The organism is Hymenobacter agri, from assembly GCF_054778495.1.
In genome coordinates this window covers 1-14,501 of the sequence record NZ_BAAGZM010000046.1, presented here as the reverse complement: position 1 = coordinate 14,501, position 14,501 = coordinate 1, and the positions used below count along the sequence as shown (strand labels likewise).

General features: G+C 61.6%; 11 protein-coding genes and 1 pseudogene. 8 read left to right on the top strand and 4 right to left on the bottom strand.

The genetic code is table 11. The features are described from left to right. The 3 genes and pseudogenes from ACYVDE_RS04600 to ACYVDE_RS04590 all read right to left on the bottom strand — a co-directional run. A pseudogene (locus tag ACYVDE_RS04600) lies at positions 1-2,298 on the bottom strand (hypothetical protein); the annotation flags it as partial. Between the two features lie 158 nt (positions 2,299-2,456). Further along, positions 2,457-3,581 (bottom strand): DNA-processing protein DprA, encoded by a 1,125-nt coding sequence (gene dprA, locus ACYVDE_RS04595; RefSeq protein ID WP_460500289.1) that lies wholly within the window; start codon positions 3,579-3,581, stop codon positions 2,457-2,459. Between the two features lie 23 nt (positions 3,582-3,604). Next, positions 3,605-3,976 carry a MerR family transcriptional regulator gene (locus ACYVDE_RS04590; RefSeq protein ID WP_241935861.1) on the bottom strand — a complete coding sequence of 124 codons (372 nt, stop codon included), beginning with the start codon at positions 3,974-3,976 and terminating at the stop codon, positions 3,605-3,607. 126 nt (positions 3,977-4,102) lie between these two features. Here ACYVDE_RS04590 and alaS point away from each other — a divergent pair, with 126 nt between their 5' ends. The 8 genes from alaS to ACYVDE_RS04550 all read left to right on the top strand — a co-directional run bounded on the left by alaS (position 4,103) and on the right by ACYVDE_RS04550 (position 13,994). Further along, on the top strand, positions 4,103-6,784 hold the full coding sequence (gene alaS, locus ACYVDE_RS04585) for an alanine--tRNA ligase (protein WP_460500288.1): 2,682 nt from the start codon (positions 4,103-4,105) through the stop codon (positions 6,782-6,784). 268 nt (positions 6,785-7,052) lie between these two features. Further along, on the top strand, positions 7,053-7,838 hold the full coding sequence (locus ACYVDE_RS04580) for a TonB family protein (RefSeq protein WP_460500287.1): 786 nt from the start codon (positions 7,053-7,055) through the stop codon (positions 7,836-7,838). Positions 7,839-7,877: 39 nt separating this feature from the next. Continuing rightward, entirely contained in the window at positions 7,878-8,849 is a 972-nt protein-coding gene (locus ACYVDE_RS04575; RefSeq protein WP_460500285.1) for an LIC11966 family surface protein, read from the top strand. 126 nt (positions 8,850-8,975) lie between these two features. Continuing rightward, positions 8,976-9,902, top strand: a complete 927-nt coding sequence (locus ACYVDE_RS04570) for an SPFH domain-containing protein (RefSeq protein WP_460500284.1) — start codon at positions 8,976-8,978, stop codon at positions 9,900-9,902. Positions 9,903-9,998: 96 nt separating this feature from the next. Next, positions 9,999-10,847 carry an energy transducer TonB gene (locus ACYVDE_RS04565; RefSeq protein ID WP_460500283.1) on the top strand — a complete coding sequence of 283 codons (849 nt, stop codon included), beginning with the start codon at positions 9,999-10,001 and terminating at the stop codon, positions 10,845-10,847. A gap of 90 nt (positions 10,848-10,937) precedes the next feature. Further along, complete coding sequence (gene gatB / locus ACYVDE_RS04560; protein ID WP_460500282.1) at positions 10,938-12,392, top strand: Asp-tRNA(Asn)/Glu-tRNA(Gln) amidotransferase subunit GatB; 1,455 nt, start codon at positions 10,938-10,940, stop codon at positions 12,390-12,392. Between the two features lie 117 nt (positions 12,393-12,509). Further along, positions 12,510-12,755 carry a hypothetical protein gene (locus ACYVDE_RS04555; RefSeq protein ID WP_460500281.1) on the top strand — a complete coding sequence of 82 codons (246 nt, stop codon included), beginning with the start codon at positions 12,510-12,512 and terminating at the stop codon, positions 12,753-12,755. A 126-nt stretch (positions 12,756-12,881) separates the two neighbouring features. Then, complete coding sequence (locus tag ACYVDE_RS04550; protein WP_460500280.1) at positions 12,882-13,994, top strand: redoxin domain-containing protein; 1,113 nt, start codon at positions 12,882-12,884, stop codon at positions 13,992-13,994. Between the two features lie 65 nt (positions 13,995-14,059). Here ACYVDE_RS04550 and ACYVDE_RS04545 read toward each other — a convergent pair. Further along, a partial coding sequence (locus tag ACYVDE_RS04545) for a hypothetical protein (RefSeq protein WP_460500279.1) occupies positions 14,060-14,501 on the bottom strand: 442 nt, incomplete at its 5' end.

The following is a 14,501-nucleotide window of genomic DNA, read 5'->3' as shown; positions in this document are numbered from 1 at the left end:
GGCCTCGGTGTGGGCGGCCACACCGGCCGGGGCCGCCACGTGCAGCACATTGGTGGCCGTGAGGCGGGCCACGCCCATACTGGCCTGGCCGCTCAAGCTGGCAAAAGCCCCCCCTACTACCAGCTTGCCATCGGGCTGCACGAGCATCGAGTACACCGCGCTATTGGGTACTGCCGTCGCTCCAAACGTGGCATCGGCCGCGCCGGTGGGGAGCAGGCGCGCCAGGTTGGTGGGCAGGCCGCTGCCAGTGAAGGCGCCGCCCACCAGAATGCGCCCATTGGGCTGAAGCAGCAGCTGGTTGACCGTGCCGCTGATGGTAGCCGGGGTAAATCCGGCATCGCGAGTGCCATCCGCGTTCAGGCGGCCCAGGTTGACCATGGGAGTACCAGCGTAGGCCGCAAACCTGCCTCCCAGCAGAATTTTACCGTCGGGCTGCACCACCAGGCTGTTGACAGCGACGATGGTGCCAGTGGATGAGGTTAAGCTGGCGCCCGTAAAGCTGGCATCGAGCGCGCCGGTACTTTGCAGGCGCATAATGGTACGGGAGGAGGAGGAGCCCGCCGTGGCCGCAAACAGGCCGGCTATCAGCAGCTTGCCATCGGGCTGCTGTGCCATGGCCCGAAACCCGGTGAACCGGCCCGCGCCGGTGCTGGCCGGCGCAAAAGTGGCGTCGGGAGTGCCATTGGCGAGCAGCCGGGTAAAACCCTGCGAAACCGTAGTGCCATTGATGCTTAACGGGTTGCCGCCCAGGATAATCCGGCCATCGGCCTGCAGCAGCAGGCGCGAGAGCTGGCTGGCGTTGAGGTTGGGTGCCGTAAAGCTGTTGTCGGGGCTACCGGTGGGTAGCAGGCGGCTGAGCGAATTAGCGGTGAGGGCCAGGAGGTTGCCATCGGGCTGCAGGGCCAGGTCCAGCACTGGGTTCGTGAAGCCGGGATTGGCCGGAAAGTTGGTGTCCAGCGTGCCATCGGTATTAAAGCGGGCCAGGCGTCGGGCGGTCTGACCGTTGATTTGGGAAAAAGTGCCCCCTACTACCAGCTTGCCATCGGCTTGCCGGGCCCCTGCCAGCACAATGCCCGAGGTCTGCACCACGGGCTGAAAGCTGGGGTCCAGGGCCCCGGTGTTCGTCAGCTGCACAATTGTGCGGTCGAGGGTGCCGCTGAAATTGCTGAAATAGCCTTCCACCAACAGTTTTCCGCTGGCCAGCAGCGTCACCGACGACGGCATCTGGTCCGGGCCGGTGCCTACCTGAAAAGACGTATCCAGCGTGCCATCGGCATTCAGCCGGGTTACTTTCGGGATGCTGTTGGCCGGGGTAGAATATGACAGGATAGCAATGATTTTGCCGTCGGGCTGCAACTGCATGGCATCGCCGTACCGCGACGACACGGCCCACGAACCGAAACCGGTGGGTTGAGTAAAGCTGGGGTCCAGCGCACCATTGGCCAGCAACCGGGCTATCGACCCATTGCCCTGTATCAAACCCGAAATCAGAATTCGACCATCGGGTTGCACCAGGATATTGTCGATTACCGAAGCGGGCAGCGATGTTGAACTGAACGTTGGGTCGAGGCTGCCATCCGCATTCAGCCGAATGAGGCTGCCCGTCGGTACGCCATTGTAGCTGGTGATGTAGCCGCTGGCCAGAAACTGCCCGTTGGGCAGGGCAACGATGCGCTCAATGTCATCGGTTGGGTCGGCACCAGCGCCGGCGTTGAACGTGGGGTCTACCGCACCGGTCGCCGTGAGCCGAACGATGCAATTGGTGGCCGTGCCATTAAAATGGTCGAAAGCCCCAACGGCAATCGACTGGCCGTTGGGCAGGGGCAGCACATCATCAACGAAAGCCCCGCCACCGGTGGCACTGGCCGGGCCGGTGCCGGCATTGAAAGCGGCATCGCCGGTGCCGTCGGTATTCAGCCGCAGAATGGCCGTGCGGGTGATGCCACCCGCCGTCAGTGGGTAGGACGCATCGCCGGGATACACCAGGTAAAACTGCCCGTTGCTGAGCAGGCGCAGCCGGTAGCCGAACGCCTGATTGCCAATGTTATTCTGAAAAGCGGCGTCGAGCACGCCGTTGGCATCGAGGCGGCTCACGCCCCAGGCCGGCACGCCGTTCACCCGATTGAAGAGGCCGGCAATAACGCGTTGGCCGTTGGGTTGTTCCACGGCCGAGCTCACGCCACCCGGCGCATACATGCTGGGCGGAGCAAACGTGGGGTCGAGACTTTGCGCCGAGGCAATGCCCCGGCCGCCGGCGATGAGCAGAAAGCCGGTAAGCAGGTGTTGAAGTTTTTTCATCAGGAAAGGACTAAAAGGGAGAAATGTGGGTTCCGGAAGAGTGAAATGTATGCTGATAAGCCGGTAAAATGCTATCAGAATATTTAAATTATGCGGCCTGCTTTTAGCTGACAGGTTAGGCCGCCACAAGGCTGCCCGCGGCGACACCGTTCAGGCGCTTAGATAAGTCCGAACTTCTTGCCCGGCAGCGCCCGCACCACGCCCCGAAACTCCAGGGCCAGCAGCAGCGAGGCCACCGCGTAGATGGCAATCTGAGCCTGCCAGGCCAGGTCATCCATGTGCAGCTCGCGGCCCGGGGCGGCCGCCAGTACGGTGATGATGGCAAATTCCTCGGCCGTAAAATCAGCCGCCGAGTAGGAGGGGGCGGGCTTGAACTTGCCCGACTGGTGCAGGGCTGCGTCCCAGTTCAGGAGTTGCTCCAAGTCCTGCGGTTCCTGGTAAAGCGCGGCTTTGTTGGCTTTGATAAGGGCATTGCAGCCGGCCGAGGCCTCCGAGCCCAGGTTGCCGGGTACGGCCAGCACGTCGCGGTCGTAGCTCAGGGCCAGCTCGGCAGTGATGAGCGCGCCGCCCTTGCTGGCGGCTTCCACTACCACGGTGCCGTCGCTCAGGCCCGCGATGATGCGGTTGCGGGCCGGGAAGTTGTAGCGGTCAGGCGGCGTGCCGAAGGGAAATTCGGTGAGCAGGCCGCCCTGCTCGCGCATCTTCTCGGCCGTTTTCTGGTGGGCGTGGGGGTAGATGCGGTCGAGGCCGGTGGCCATTACGCCCACGGTTTCGAGGCCTTCCTGCAGGGCGGCGCGATGAGCGATGATGTCGATGCCGTAGGCCAGGCCGCTCACCACCAGCGGGCGGTGCGGCACCAGCCCGGCCACGATGCGCTCGGTTTGCTCGCGGCCGTAGTCGGTGTTTTTGCGGGTGCCCACCAAGGCCACGCTTTTTGGCGCGTTCAGGTCGGCCGTGCCCTGGTAATAGAGAATGGCCGGCGCATCGGGAATCAGCTTGAGACGGCTAGGGAAGCGCTTGCTGGTGTAGAACAGAATTTCGACGCCGTCTTTTTCGGCCTTCTTCAAATCAGCCTCGGCCTTGCGGAAGGCCTTTTCCCGCTCGGGGCCGGTCAGGGCTTTCACCGTAACGTCGCCCACGCCCGGAATGCGGCGTAGCTTTCCGGGCGGCATCATCAGCACGTTTTTGGCCGAGCCACCGTAGCTCATCAACTGACGCGTGAGCTGCGGGCCGATGCCGGGGAGCAGGGTAAGGGCGAGTTCGTGGAAAAGGAGGTCGTTCATGCGGTAGAAGCAGGCGTAGAAGACTATTCCGCCGCGTCCGGCTCCGCCTTGCCAGCCGCTTCTACCTCTTTCTTCAAACTCAGCAGAAACGCGCGCACCTTCTCCAGGCTCTGCACCACGTCAATCTTCTCCTTCAGCTGCGGGCCCTTTTGCTTGAGCATGTCGCGCGCACCGGGAATGGTGTAGCCACGCTCCTTCACCAAGTGGTAGATGGTGCGGAACACCTCAATGTCCTGCGGGGTGTAGAGGCGGTTGCCCTTCTTGCTGCGGCGCGGACGCAGCTCATCAAACTCGGTTTCCCAGAAGCGCACCAGCGACTCGGCCACCTTGAACTGGGCGGCTACCTCGCCGATGGTGAAGTACTGTTTCTCAATGTTGCGCTCTTTATAGGGCATAGGACTACCTTTGCAAATACTCCGAAAAGTAGCCTAAAATTCGCAGCTATGCGCAGTTGCCGGCATATTTGGCGGAGATAATCCAACGGTTTCTCCTCATTCGCCAACTCCGAGTTGGCGCTGCTTATGTCACTTCCCACCGCTTCCGCTGTTCGCCAGCAATTCCTCGATTTCTTCGCCAGCAAAGGCCACCACATCGTGCCCTCGGCCCCGATTGTGGTGAAGGACGACCCCACGCTGCTGTTCATTAACTCGGGCATGGCCCCGTTCAAGGACTATTTCCTGGGCAATAAGCCGGCGCCTTACAAGCGCATTGCCGATACCCAGAAGTGCCTGCGCGTGAGCGGCAAGCACAACGACCTCGAAGAAGTAGGTTACGACACCTACCACCACACGATGTTCGAGATGCTGGGCAACTGGTCGTTTGGCGACTACTTCAAAACCGACGCCATTGCCTGGGCCTGGGAGCTGCTGACGGAGGTGTACAAGCTCGATAAGGACCGCCTCTACGTTACCTATTTTGAGGGCGACGAGAAGGACGGCACCGCCGCCGATACCGAAACCCAGAACCTGTGGCGGAAATACACCACCGACGACCGCATCCTGCCCGGCAACAAGAAGGACAACTTCTGGGAGATGGGCGACACCGGCCCCTGCGGCCCCTGCACCGAAATCCACATCGACCTGCGCTCGGAAGAAGAGCGCGCCGCCAAGCCCGGCCGCGAGCTCGTGAACGCCGACCACCCGCAGGTAGTGGAAATCTGGAACAACGTGTTCATGGAATTCCAGCGCCTGGCCGACAAGTCCCTCATCAAGCTGCCCGAGCAGAGCGTGGACACCGGCATGGGCTTCGAGCGCCTGATGATGGCCGTGTCGGGCGTGAAGTCAAACTACGATACCGACGTGTTTCAGCCGCTCATCCAGTTCATTGCCAAGGAAGTGGGCCTGGAATACCACGGCACCGCCCCCGCCAAGGTAACCGACCAGCCCACGACGGAGAACGAGAAAACGGACATCGCCATCCGCGTTATCGCCGACCACATTCGCACCATCGCCTTCACCATTGCCGACGGCCAGTTGCCGAGCAACGTGAAGGCCGGCTACGTCATCCGCCGCATCCTGCGCCGGGCCGTGCGCTACGCTTTCTCGTCGCTGAACCAGAAGCAGCCCTTCCTCTACAAGCTGGTGCCCGTGCTGGCCGACCAAATGGCCGGCATCTTCCCCGAACTGAAGGCGCAGGTGCCCTTCGTGCAGCGCGTGATTGAGGAGGAGGAAATTGCCTTCCTGAAAACCCTCGAAACCGGCCTGCGCCGCCTCGATGCCCTGGAAGAAAGCACCCGCGCCAACGGCGGCATCATCGACGGCAAAACTGCCTTCGAGCTGAGCGACACCTTCGGCTTCCCACTCGACCTCACGGCCCTCATCGCCCGCGAAAAGGGTCTGAGCGTGGATGAGGAAGGTTTCAAAAAGGAGCTGGAGCAGCAGAAGAACCGCAGCCGCAACGCCCAAGAAACCGAGCAGAGCGACTGGGTGACCGTCACCGAGCACGACGCCCCCAACGTGTTTGTGGGCTACGACCAGGACGAGGCCACCGCCCGCCTGTTGCGCTACCGCAAAGTCGACAAAAAGGGCAAAACCGAATACCAGCTGGTGTTCGACCAGACGCCCTTCTACGCCGAGAGCGGTGGCCAGATTGGCGACACCGGCTACCTGGAGTCGCCGCTGAGCAAAGTGCGTGTAATTGACACCAAGAAGGAAAACGACCTCATCATTCACACCACGCTGGACTTGCCGCAGGATTTGGAGGCCGAGTTTACGGCCCGGCCCGACGCGGCCCGGCGGGCGCTCATCCGCAACAACCACACGGCTACCCACTTGCTGCAAGCCGCCCTGCGCACCGTGCTCGGCAGCCACGTGCAGCAGAAAGGCTCGCTCGTAAACGAGAAGCTGCTGCGCTTCGACTTTTCGCACTTCACCAAAGTGACGGATGAGCAGCTGCGCGAGATTGAAACCATCGTGAACGAGCGCATCCGCCAGCAGATTCCGCTCGACGAGCGCCGCAACGTGCCCATTGCCGAGGCCAAAAACCTGGGCGCCATGGCCCTGTTCGGCGAGAAGTACGGCGATTTTGTGCGCGTTATCACCTTCGATAAGGACTACTCGGTGGAGCTGTGCGGCGGCCTGCACGTGCAGAACACCGGCAGCATCGGCTACTTCAAAATCACGACTGAGAGCGCCGTGGGCGCGGGCGTGCGCCGCATCGAGGCCGTGACGGCCGGCGCGGCCGAAGCCGACGTGGACGCACAGCTGGCCCTGCTGGCCCAGGTGCGCGAGACGCTGGGCAACCCCCAGCACCTCATTCCCAGCATCGAGAAGCAGAACGAGGAAATCGCCGGCCTGCGCAAGCAAATCGAGCAATTCGCCCAGCAAAGCATCAACCAGCAGAAAGACCAGCTGGTGAGCCAGGCCAAAGACCTGAACGGCGTGCGCTTCCTGGCCGCGCAGGTGCAGGCCAGCTCGGCCGAATCGTTGAAAACCCTGGCCTTCAACCTGCGCCAGGCCGTGCCGAACCTGGTGGCCGTGCTCGGCGCCGAAATCGACGGCAAGCCCCAGCTGGCCGTGATGCTGGACGATGAGATTGCCAAAGCCGGCAAGCTCAACGCCAGCACGCTGGTGCGCGAGCTGGCCAAGGAAATCCAGGGCGGCGGCGGCGGGCAGCCGTTCTTCGCCACGGCCGGCGGCAAGAATGCGGCCGGGCTTACGGCCGCCATTGCCAAGGCCGAGGAGGCCGTAAGCAAGGCGCTGTAATTCCAAGAGTATTGTTTTGCCGAAGCGGCGGCTCCCAAATTGTGGGGCCGCCGCTTCGTGCTTAATACCCATTTTGCCGCGGCGAATGGGATGGCGCAACACTTGGCGTAGGCAGTTGCCCAGTTGCCAAGATTGTCGCATCTTTGACGTGGTGTACCCTTTCTCAGCCATTTAGTAATTGGCACGCTTTCCACTGCACCACCCTGCATTCTGCCACATGACTACTTTTTTTCGGGTTGCCTTGATGCCAGGCGCTGCTACAATCCTGATGCTCACACTGGCCGCTGGTTCGGCGTTGGCGCAGCAAGCCGTTCCGCCTACCCGCACGCTGCTGCTCGATTCGGCTTTTGAGAAGGTGACGGACCCGCAGCTGGCCCGGTACCGGCGCGAAATCGTGTTCGCCGACAGCACTGGGGGGGAAATCCGCGACTATTTTCTGAACGGCAAGCCCTATACCATCGGCCACTACGAGCACATCAATAAGCGGGTGGAGCATGGCGTGGTCGAAACCTGGTACGAAGGCGGCCAGCTGAAATTCTACGAAACCTACGCCCACGGCAAAAAGGACGGCGAAACCCGGTTCTACTATCCCTCGGGCCAGCTGAAGCGGCACGAAACCTACGCAGCCGGTAAGCGCACCAGCGGCGAGTGCTTCCGCGGCGACGGCGTGCCCATGGAGTTTTTCGAATACCTGGTGATGCCCGTGTACCCCGAGGGCGACGGCGGCACTTATGCCATCATCACGGCCGTGGCCAAGGGTGTGCAATACCCGGCCGATGCGCTGCGCAACGACATTACCGGGCGGGTGATGGTGAGCTTCGTAGTGACGACAACCGGTGAAGTCAGCCAGGCGCGCGTGACGAAAAGCGTGCATCCCTCGCTCGACGCTGCGGCCCTGCAAGCGGTGAACCACCTGCGGCGCTTCACGCCCGGCCGCTGCGATGGCGCAGTGGCCGCCGTGAGCTTCACTGTGCCCATCAGCTTCACCATTGGGGCCCCGCGCCGTTCTATTTTTCAGAAGCGCACCACCTACGAGCTGCCGCCGCGGCCCTAGCCAGCCATTTTCTTTCGTCACTTCAACCCCTTTCCGCCTATGCGACTTTTTACCCCCGTTGCCAGTTTCTGCCTGCTCGTTGCCCTGGCCCGCCCCGCCGCCGCCCAAACGCCGGATACCGATGCCGGCGCCTACAACAATGCCATCGTGGCCGAGCAGGTCGATTTGCTGAAGAAAAACCTGCGCTATATCAGCAAAGCCGCCCACAGCGAGAACGAGCGCAAGATTGAAAACCGCCGCCTCGAAGTGGTGGAGCAAAACAAGGCTGCTCTGGCCAACCTGCAGCACATGAAGCCTTTCAAGGGCAACAACGAGTTTCGGCAGGCAGCCATCAATGCCTTCAAAACGGCGCTGGAAGTGTATTCGGCCGATTTTAAACAGGTGAACTCGCTGGCCAGCACCCGCACCGAGAGCTTCGCCGCCATGCAGCGCTACTACGACGCGCAGGAGGCGGCCGAGAAAAAGCTGGCCGTGGTCGACGACAGCGTGGACCGTGCCCAGCAGCGCTTTGCCAAACAGTTCGGCCTCACGTTCAGCAGCTCGCGCGAGTCGAAAAAGCTGGCCGAATATACCCTCGCCGTGCGCGAGGTGAGCCACTACGAGCACCAGGTGTACCTGCCGTTTTTCCGGGTGAATAAGGCCAGCGCCCGCCTCACCGACGCCCTGAATGCCCAGGACGCGGCGGCCTTCGAGGCCGCCCGAACGCTGGTGGCCGCCGAGGCCGAGAAATCGGCCGCCGAGCTGGCCGCCGTGCCGGCGTTTCGGGGCAAGGAAGTGGCGTTCCGCAACGCGGCCCGCGACTACGCCAACATGTACGTGGTGCTCTGCGCCAACCAGTTTGTGCAGATGGAGGAACTGATGAAGAACAAGGACCACCTCACCAAAACCGACGTGCAGACCATCAACAACCTCATCAATACCTTCAACGTGCAGAGCCACAAGTTCAACGAAGCCTACAACCGCACGTCGTCGGCTTTTATGGATACCTACGTGCCGGTGATGAACGACTAATTCAGGTGGCGGCTGTAATGCCCGCCACCGACCCGCGATACATGCTGCAAAACCCCGGCGCGAGGGGCGTCTGGTTACGGTTTTTGTCCGACATTTCGGCTCTCATTCACCTTTTCTGCTTTTCTCATGTCGATTCTGTTTATCATGTTGCTGCTGCTGGTGGCAATGACGCTTTTCCTGTGCTACGTCATTGTGCCGCAGGGCACGGTGGCCGTCGTCACGGCCTTCGGCAAGTACCGCCGCATCATGCTGCCGGGCCTCAATTTCAAGCTGCCGTTCGTCGAAACGGTGTACAAGCGCATCTCCATTCAAAACCGCTCGCTGGAGCTTAACTTCCAGGCCATTACCATCGACCAGGCCAACGTCAACTTCAAGGCCATGCTGGTGTACGCGGTGCTGAACCAGAGCGAGGAAGTTATTAAGAACGTGGCCTTTAAGTTCGTGGATGACATGAGCCTGATGCAGGCTATGGTGCGCACCGTGGAGGGCAGCATCCGGGCCTTCGTGGCCACGCAGCGTCAGGCGGCCGTGCTGAGCCTGCGCGGTGAAATAGTGCTGCACGTGAAAGACCAGCTCGACGCCACGCTCGAAAGCTGGGGCTACCACCTCATCGACTTGCAGCTTAATGATATTGCCTTCGACGAGGAAATTATGCGCTCGATGGCCAAAGTCGTGGCCAGCAACAACCTGAAAGCCGCCGCCGAAAACGAGGGCCAAGCCCTGCTCATCACCAAAACCAAATCGGCCGAAGCCGAGGGCAACGCCATCAAAATTGCGGCCGAGGCCGAGAAGATTGCCGCCCAGCTGCGCGGCCAGGGCGTGGCCCTGTTCCGTGAGGAAGTGACCAAGGGCCTGGCCCACGCCGTGCAGGAGGTAACCGAAAACAACCTCGACCCCTCGCTGGTGTATTTCTCGATGTGGACCGAGGCCATCAAGCACTTCGCCGAGCAGGGTAAGGGCAACGTCATCTTCCTCGACGGCTCGAACGAAGGCATGAGCAAAAACCTGGACCAGATGATGGCTATGCAGCAGCTGCAGCGGCCGGTGAAGTAACTTCGGGCTCCGCGCCTGATTTATAGTTTTCACGTACTGTCATGAGCGCAGAGCCCGGAGTACCTTCCGGTTCTGCGCTCTTATCGTTTGTAGCCCATGAAAGCACTACCACTGACTTTGAGCTATGCACTGATACTGTCGGCCGGCGCGCGTGCCCAGGCTCCCGCGCCGCCGGCTCGCGTGCTGCCGGCCACGTTCTGTACCATCGATTTTCAGCCGGCGGCGGCTACGGATTCTGCTGCCTTCTGCGTAGAAACCACGCTGCGGGATAGCGCCAGCGGCGTGATGCGCGTGTTTTATCCTTCGGGCAGGCTGCGGCAGTATGTGCCGTTTAAAGATGTGTACCGGGGCATCCGCTATGGAACTGTTACCACGTGGTACGAAAATGGCCAGCTGGCAGCCCGGGAAGAATACGTGCAGGGCATCCGGCACGGCGAACTGCTCACGTATTACCCCGATGGCCGACTGAAGCGGCGCGACCACTACAAGCAAGGCGTTTGCGGCATTGGCAGCTGCTACGCGCCCAACGGGCAGCCGGTGCCGTATTTCAGCTACGAGCAGCTCCCGCTGTACCCCGGCGGGAAGGAACAGCTGATAAAGGAGTTGAACAAAGCCGTGCGCTTCAACCGGCGGGAGTACCAGGCGCTGCGCCAAGACAGCGAAAAAATACAAGTGAACATGCTCGGCGTTCCGCAGCACGTGGAAGTGGAGTTGGTGATATCGCCGGAAGGCCGCATTGCAGAAGCCCGGATAGTGAACTCGCCGGCCGATTACCTGAGCGCGCCGGCTTTGCGGGCGGTGGCCGCCATCAGGCGCCCGTTTGTGCCCGCCCACCGCGACGGTCAGGCCCGGGCCGCCAGCCTGGTGGTGCCCATTACCTGCCTCAATACCTTTCTGCCCACGGTGTACGAAACATCGAAAAAGGCAGGCCGGCACCCGCGCTAGGGCAGGCGGGGCGGGAGAGGGCGGTTCACGTCGTTGCTGGCCGTTACCTTTAGGCCCGAAAAGCCTCAGTACCCCGCTTTTTTACCCGTTATGGACGAAGCCACCCTTGCCAAATACCAGCCCGTTATCGGCCTGGAAGTTCACGCCCAGCTGCTCACGCACAGCAAAATGTACTCGGCCGATGAGAACGAGTACGGCGTGGCCCCTAACACCAACCTGTCGGTGATTACCCTCGGCCACCCCGGCACCTTGCCCAAGGTGAACCGCACGGCCGTGGAATTTGCCATGAAAATGGGCCTGGCCACCAACTGCCAGATTCGGCGCGACAACCTGTTTGCCCGCAAAAACTACTTCTATCCCGACCTACCTAAGGGCTACCAGATTACCCAGGACAAAACCCCCATCTGCTACGACGGCCACCTTGAAGTGCGCGTGGGCGATGCCACCAAGCGCATCGGCATCACCCGCATTCACATGGAGGAAGACGCGGGCAAGAGCATGCACCTGGCCGGCGAAACCGAAACCCTGGTGGATTTGAACCGCGCCGGCGTGCCGCTCATCGAGATTGTGAGCGAACCCGACATTCGGACCGGCGACGAGGCCTACGCCTACCTCACCGAAATCAAGAAGCTGGTGGAATACTTGGGCATCTGCGACGGCAACATGGAGGAAGGCTCGCTGCGCTGCGACGCCAACATCTCGGTGATGCTGAAAGGCGCCGACAAGTTCGGCATGAAGGTGGAAGTGAAGAACATGAACTCCTTCCGCAACGTGCAGCGCGCCATTGCCTACGAAGTGGAGCGCCAGATTGCCATTCTGGAAGCCGGCGGCGAAGTCGACAGTGAAACCCGCGGTTTCGACGCCGCCAGCGGCACCACCAACGGCCAGCGCAGCAAGGAAACCCTCAACGACTACCGCTACTTCCCCGAGCCCGACCTGCCGCCGCTGGTGATTTCGGACGAGTGGCTGCACCGCGTAGCCGCCGAGCTGCCGGCCCTACCACAGCAGCTCTACGCCCGCTTCGTGGGCGAGCTGGGCCTGAGCGACTACGACGCCTCGGTGCTGATTGACCAGAAGGACGTGGCCCTGTTCTTCGACGACCTGGCCCGCCTCACGCCCAACGCCAAAGCCGCCGCCAACTGGGTGATGGGACCCGTGAAATCGTACCTCAACGAGCGCGCCCTCACCATGGCCGACTTCCCGCTCGACGCCGCCCAACTGGCCGGCATCATCGAGCTGATTGACGCTGGCAAGCTCAACTACTCGGTAGCCAGCAAGCAGTTGTTTCCGCACCTGCTGGAGCATCCCACGGCCAACGCCACCGGCGCGGCCGAAAGCCTGGGCCTGCTCAGCAGCACCGACAGCGGCGAGCTCGAAGCCTTGGTGCAGCAGGTGCTGGCCGCCAACCCCGCCAAAGTGGCCGAGTACCGCGCCGGCAAAAAGTCGCTCACCGGCATGTTTATGGGCGAGCTCATGAAGCTGACCGGCGGCAAGGCCGACCCCAAGCTGGCCAACCAGCTGCTGCGCGCCGGCCTGGACGGGTAATTCTTGGTATGTCATTCCGACGCAGGAAGAATCTGAGTTAATTTTTCTGACGAAAATCCTCTGATTCCTCCTGCGTCGGAATGACAATCTATTCCTTTCCGCCTTATTTCTGCTTCCATGCTCACCATTCGCCTGTCTTCAGCGGGGGTGCTGCTGGCCGCCGCGGCCCTCGCCGCTCATGCCCAAACGGCTGCGCCGGGCTACACCATCGAGGGCGAAAGCCCGCTGCTGGCCGGCCAGAAAATTTACCTGCTGCCGGCCAGTATGCTGCCCGCCAAAAAGAACGAAGTGCTCGACTCGGTCCAGGGCTGGTGGACCCCATCGGCCGCATCGTGGCCAGAAACCTGCGCGGCAAAGAACTGAGCAAGGAGCTAAGCAAGCGCTTGCCGTAAATTGCGCGCCGGCTGCCACAACAAACCATTTTGGGTTGTTGCGGTGTTCTTCGCATCCGGCCCGCAGGCCGTCATTTATCTCCCAATGAACCATCCCATGAAATTGACCCTTGTGGCCGCCGCCGTGCTCGGCCTCGCCGGAGCTTGCCAGAATGCCGTAGCCGCCGATGGCTACGAAGTAGCCGGCCAACTGAAGAATGCGCCCGCGGGTACCGTGCTACACCTGGGCGAGCTCACCGGCAATCAGTTTGTGGAGAAAACGCAGGCCCAAACCGACGCCAACGGCAAGTTCACGCTGAAGGGCACGGCCTTGGCCCCTGGCATCTACCAGCTGAAGGTGGATGAGGCCAACCAAGTGCTGTTGTTTCTCGACAATAAAACCCACGTGCAGGTGAGCGGCGATGCCAAAAGCCTGCCCGCTACCTACGCCGTGAAGGGCAGCAAGGACGCCGAAGTGCTGCGCCAGTTGACGCTGGTGATGGACGGCAGCAAAAATCAGCTCGAAGACCTTGGCAAGCGGTACAATGCCGCCGGGCAGGCCGGTAAGGCCGATGAGATGAAGGCGATTGAGAAGGAGTATTTCGCCATTCAGGGCCGAAACAGCGCCAAAATCAAGGGGCTTATTCGCAGGAATGCGACGTCGGTGGTGAGCGGCTTCGCCGTGGGTGCGTTTCTGAACCCCGACGAGGAGTTTCAGTTTGCCGACTCGGTGGCGGCCGTGCAGCGCAAAGCCAATCCGGAATCGCCGTTCACAAAGGAGCTGACGGCCCGCCTCGAACCCATGCGGATTACGGCGCAAGGCGCGATGGCTCCGGAAATCAACCTGCCCACGCCCGAGGGCAAACCACTGGCCCTGAGCAGCCTGCGCGGTAAGTACGTGCTGCTCGATTTCTGGGCTAGCTGGTGCGGCCCCTGCCGCCAGGAAAACCCCAACGTGGTGCGGGCTTACAACAAGTTTAAGGACAAGGGATTCACGATTTACTCGGTGTCGCTGGACCAGGACAAAGCCAAGTGGGTAAAGGCGATTGAGTCGGATGGACTCACCTGGAACCACGTATCAGACCTGGCCAGCTGGAACAGCGTGGCCGGCGCGGCCTACGGCGTGAAAGCCATTCCGCAGTCGTTTCTGATTGACCCGCAGGGCCGCATCATCGCCAAAAACCTGCGGGGCGAGGCGCTGGCTGCCAAGCTGGCCGAGGTGCTGAAATAGCTTCGCCTACCAACAAAAAAGGCCTTCCGGATTACCGGAAGGCCTTTTTTGTTGGCACCCTGCGCCTAGCGCAAAAACATGGCCTGCAGGCCCGGCCAGAGCCGCTTTTTCAGGCTTACATCGTACTCCACAAGGTCGATGGTGGCGGAGGCGAGGTAGGAGAGGTTCAGGCTGGGGAACAGCACCGGCTCATAAATCTGCGTGTTGCGGATGGATACGTCGAGCAGGTTTTTTCCGAAGGCAACGATATGCGTGGCGTCGAGCTGCTCGCGCAGCCGGGCCAGCGCTACCGGCAGCTCGCTTTCCACGTTCACCAGCATCACATCCTCCATCACCAGGCCCAGCGCTTGCAGCATCTTGTTCAGAAACACGTTGCGGTGCAGCTTCACAAATTGCTCGCGCGGCAGCCGGCACAGCAGCACCACGCCCGCCGCGTTGCTGCCGAGGATACTGAACGGCGTAAGCATGGCTGGCGGTACGGCCGGCGTAGCAGCCGGCGGCGCCGCT

What these genes read in the sequence shown, in the direction of transcription:
- ACYVDE_RS04570 (WP_460500284.1), top strand. Translation starts at nt 8,976, where the DNA reads ATGTCGATTCTGTTTATCATGTTGCTGCTGCTGGTGGCAATGACGCTT.
- ACYVDE_RS04575 (WP_460500285.1), top strand. Translation starts at nt 7,878, where the DNA reads ATGCGACTTTTTACCCCCGTTGCCAGTTTCTGCCTGCTCGTTGCCCTG.
- gatB (WP_460500282.1), top strand. Translation starts at nt 10,938, where the DNA reads ATGGACGAAGCCACCCTTGCCAAATACCAGCCCGTTATCGGCCTGGAA.
- ACYVDE_RS04550 (WP_460500280.1), top strand. Translation starts at nt 12,882, where the DNA reads ATGAAATTGACCCTTGTGGCCGCCGCCGTGCTCGGCCTCGCCGGAGCT.
- dprA (WP_460500289.1), bottom strand. Translation starts at nt 3,581, where the DNA reads ATGAACGACCTCCTTTTCCACGAACTCGCCCTTACCCTGCTCCCCGGC.
- ACYVDE_RS04590 (WP_241935861.1), bottom strand. Translation starts at nt 3,976, where the DNA reads ATGCCCTATAAAGAGCGCAACATTGAGAAACAGTACTTCACCATCGGC.
- ACYVDE_RS04555 (WP_460500281.1), top strand. Translation starts at nt 12,510, where the DNA reads ATGCTCACCATTCGCCTGTCTTCAGCGGGGGTGCTGCTGGCCGCCGCG.
- alaS (WP_460500288.1), top strand. Translation starts at nt 4,103, where the DNA reads ATGTCACTTCCCACCGCTTCCGCTGTTCGCCAGCAATTCCTCGATTTC.
- ACYVDE_RS04580 (WP_460500287.1), top strand. Translation starts at nt 7,053, where the DNA reads ATGCTCACACTGGCCGCTGGTTCGGCGTTGGCGCAGCAAGCCGTTCCG.
- ACYVDE_RS04565 (WP_460500283.1), top strand. Translation starts at nt 9,999, where the DNA reads ATGAAAGCACTACCACTGACTTTGAGCTATGCACTGATACTGTCGGCC.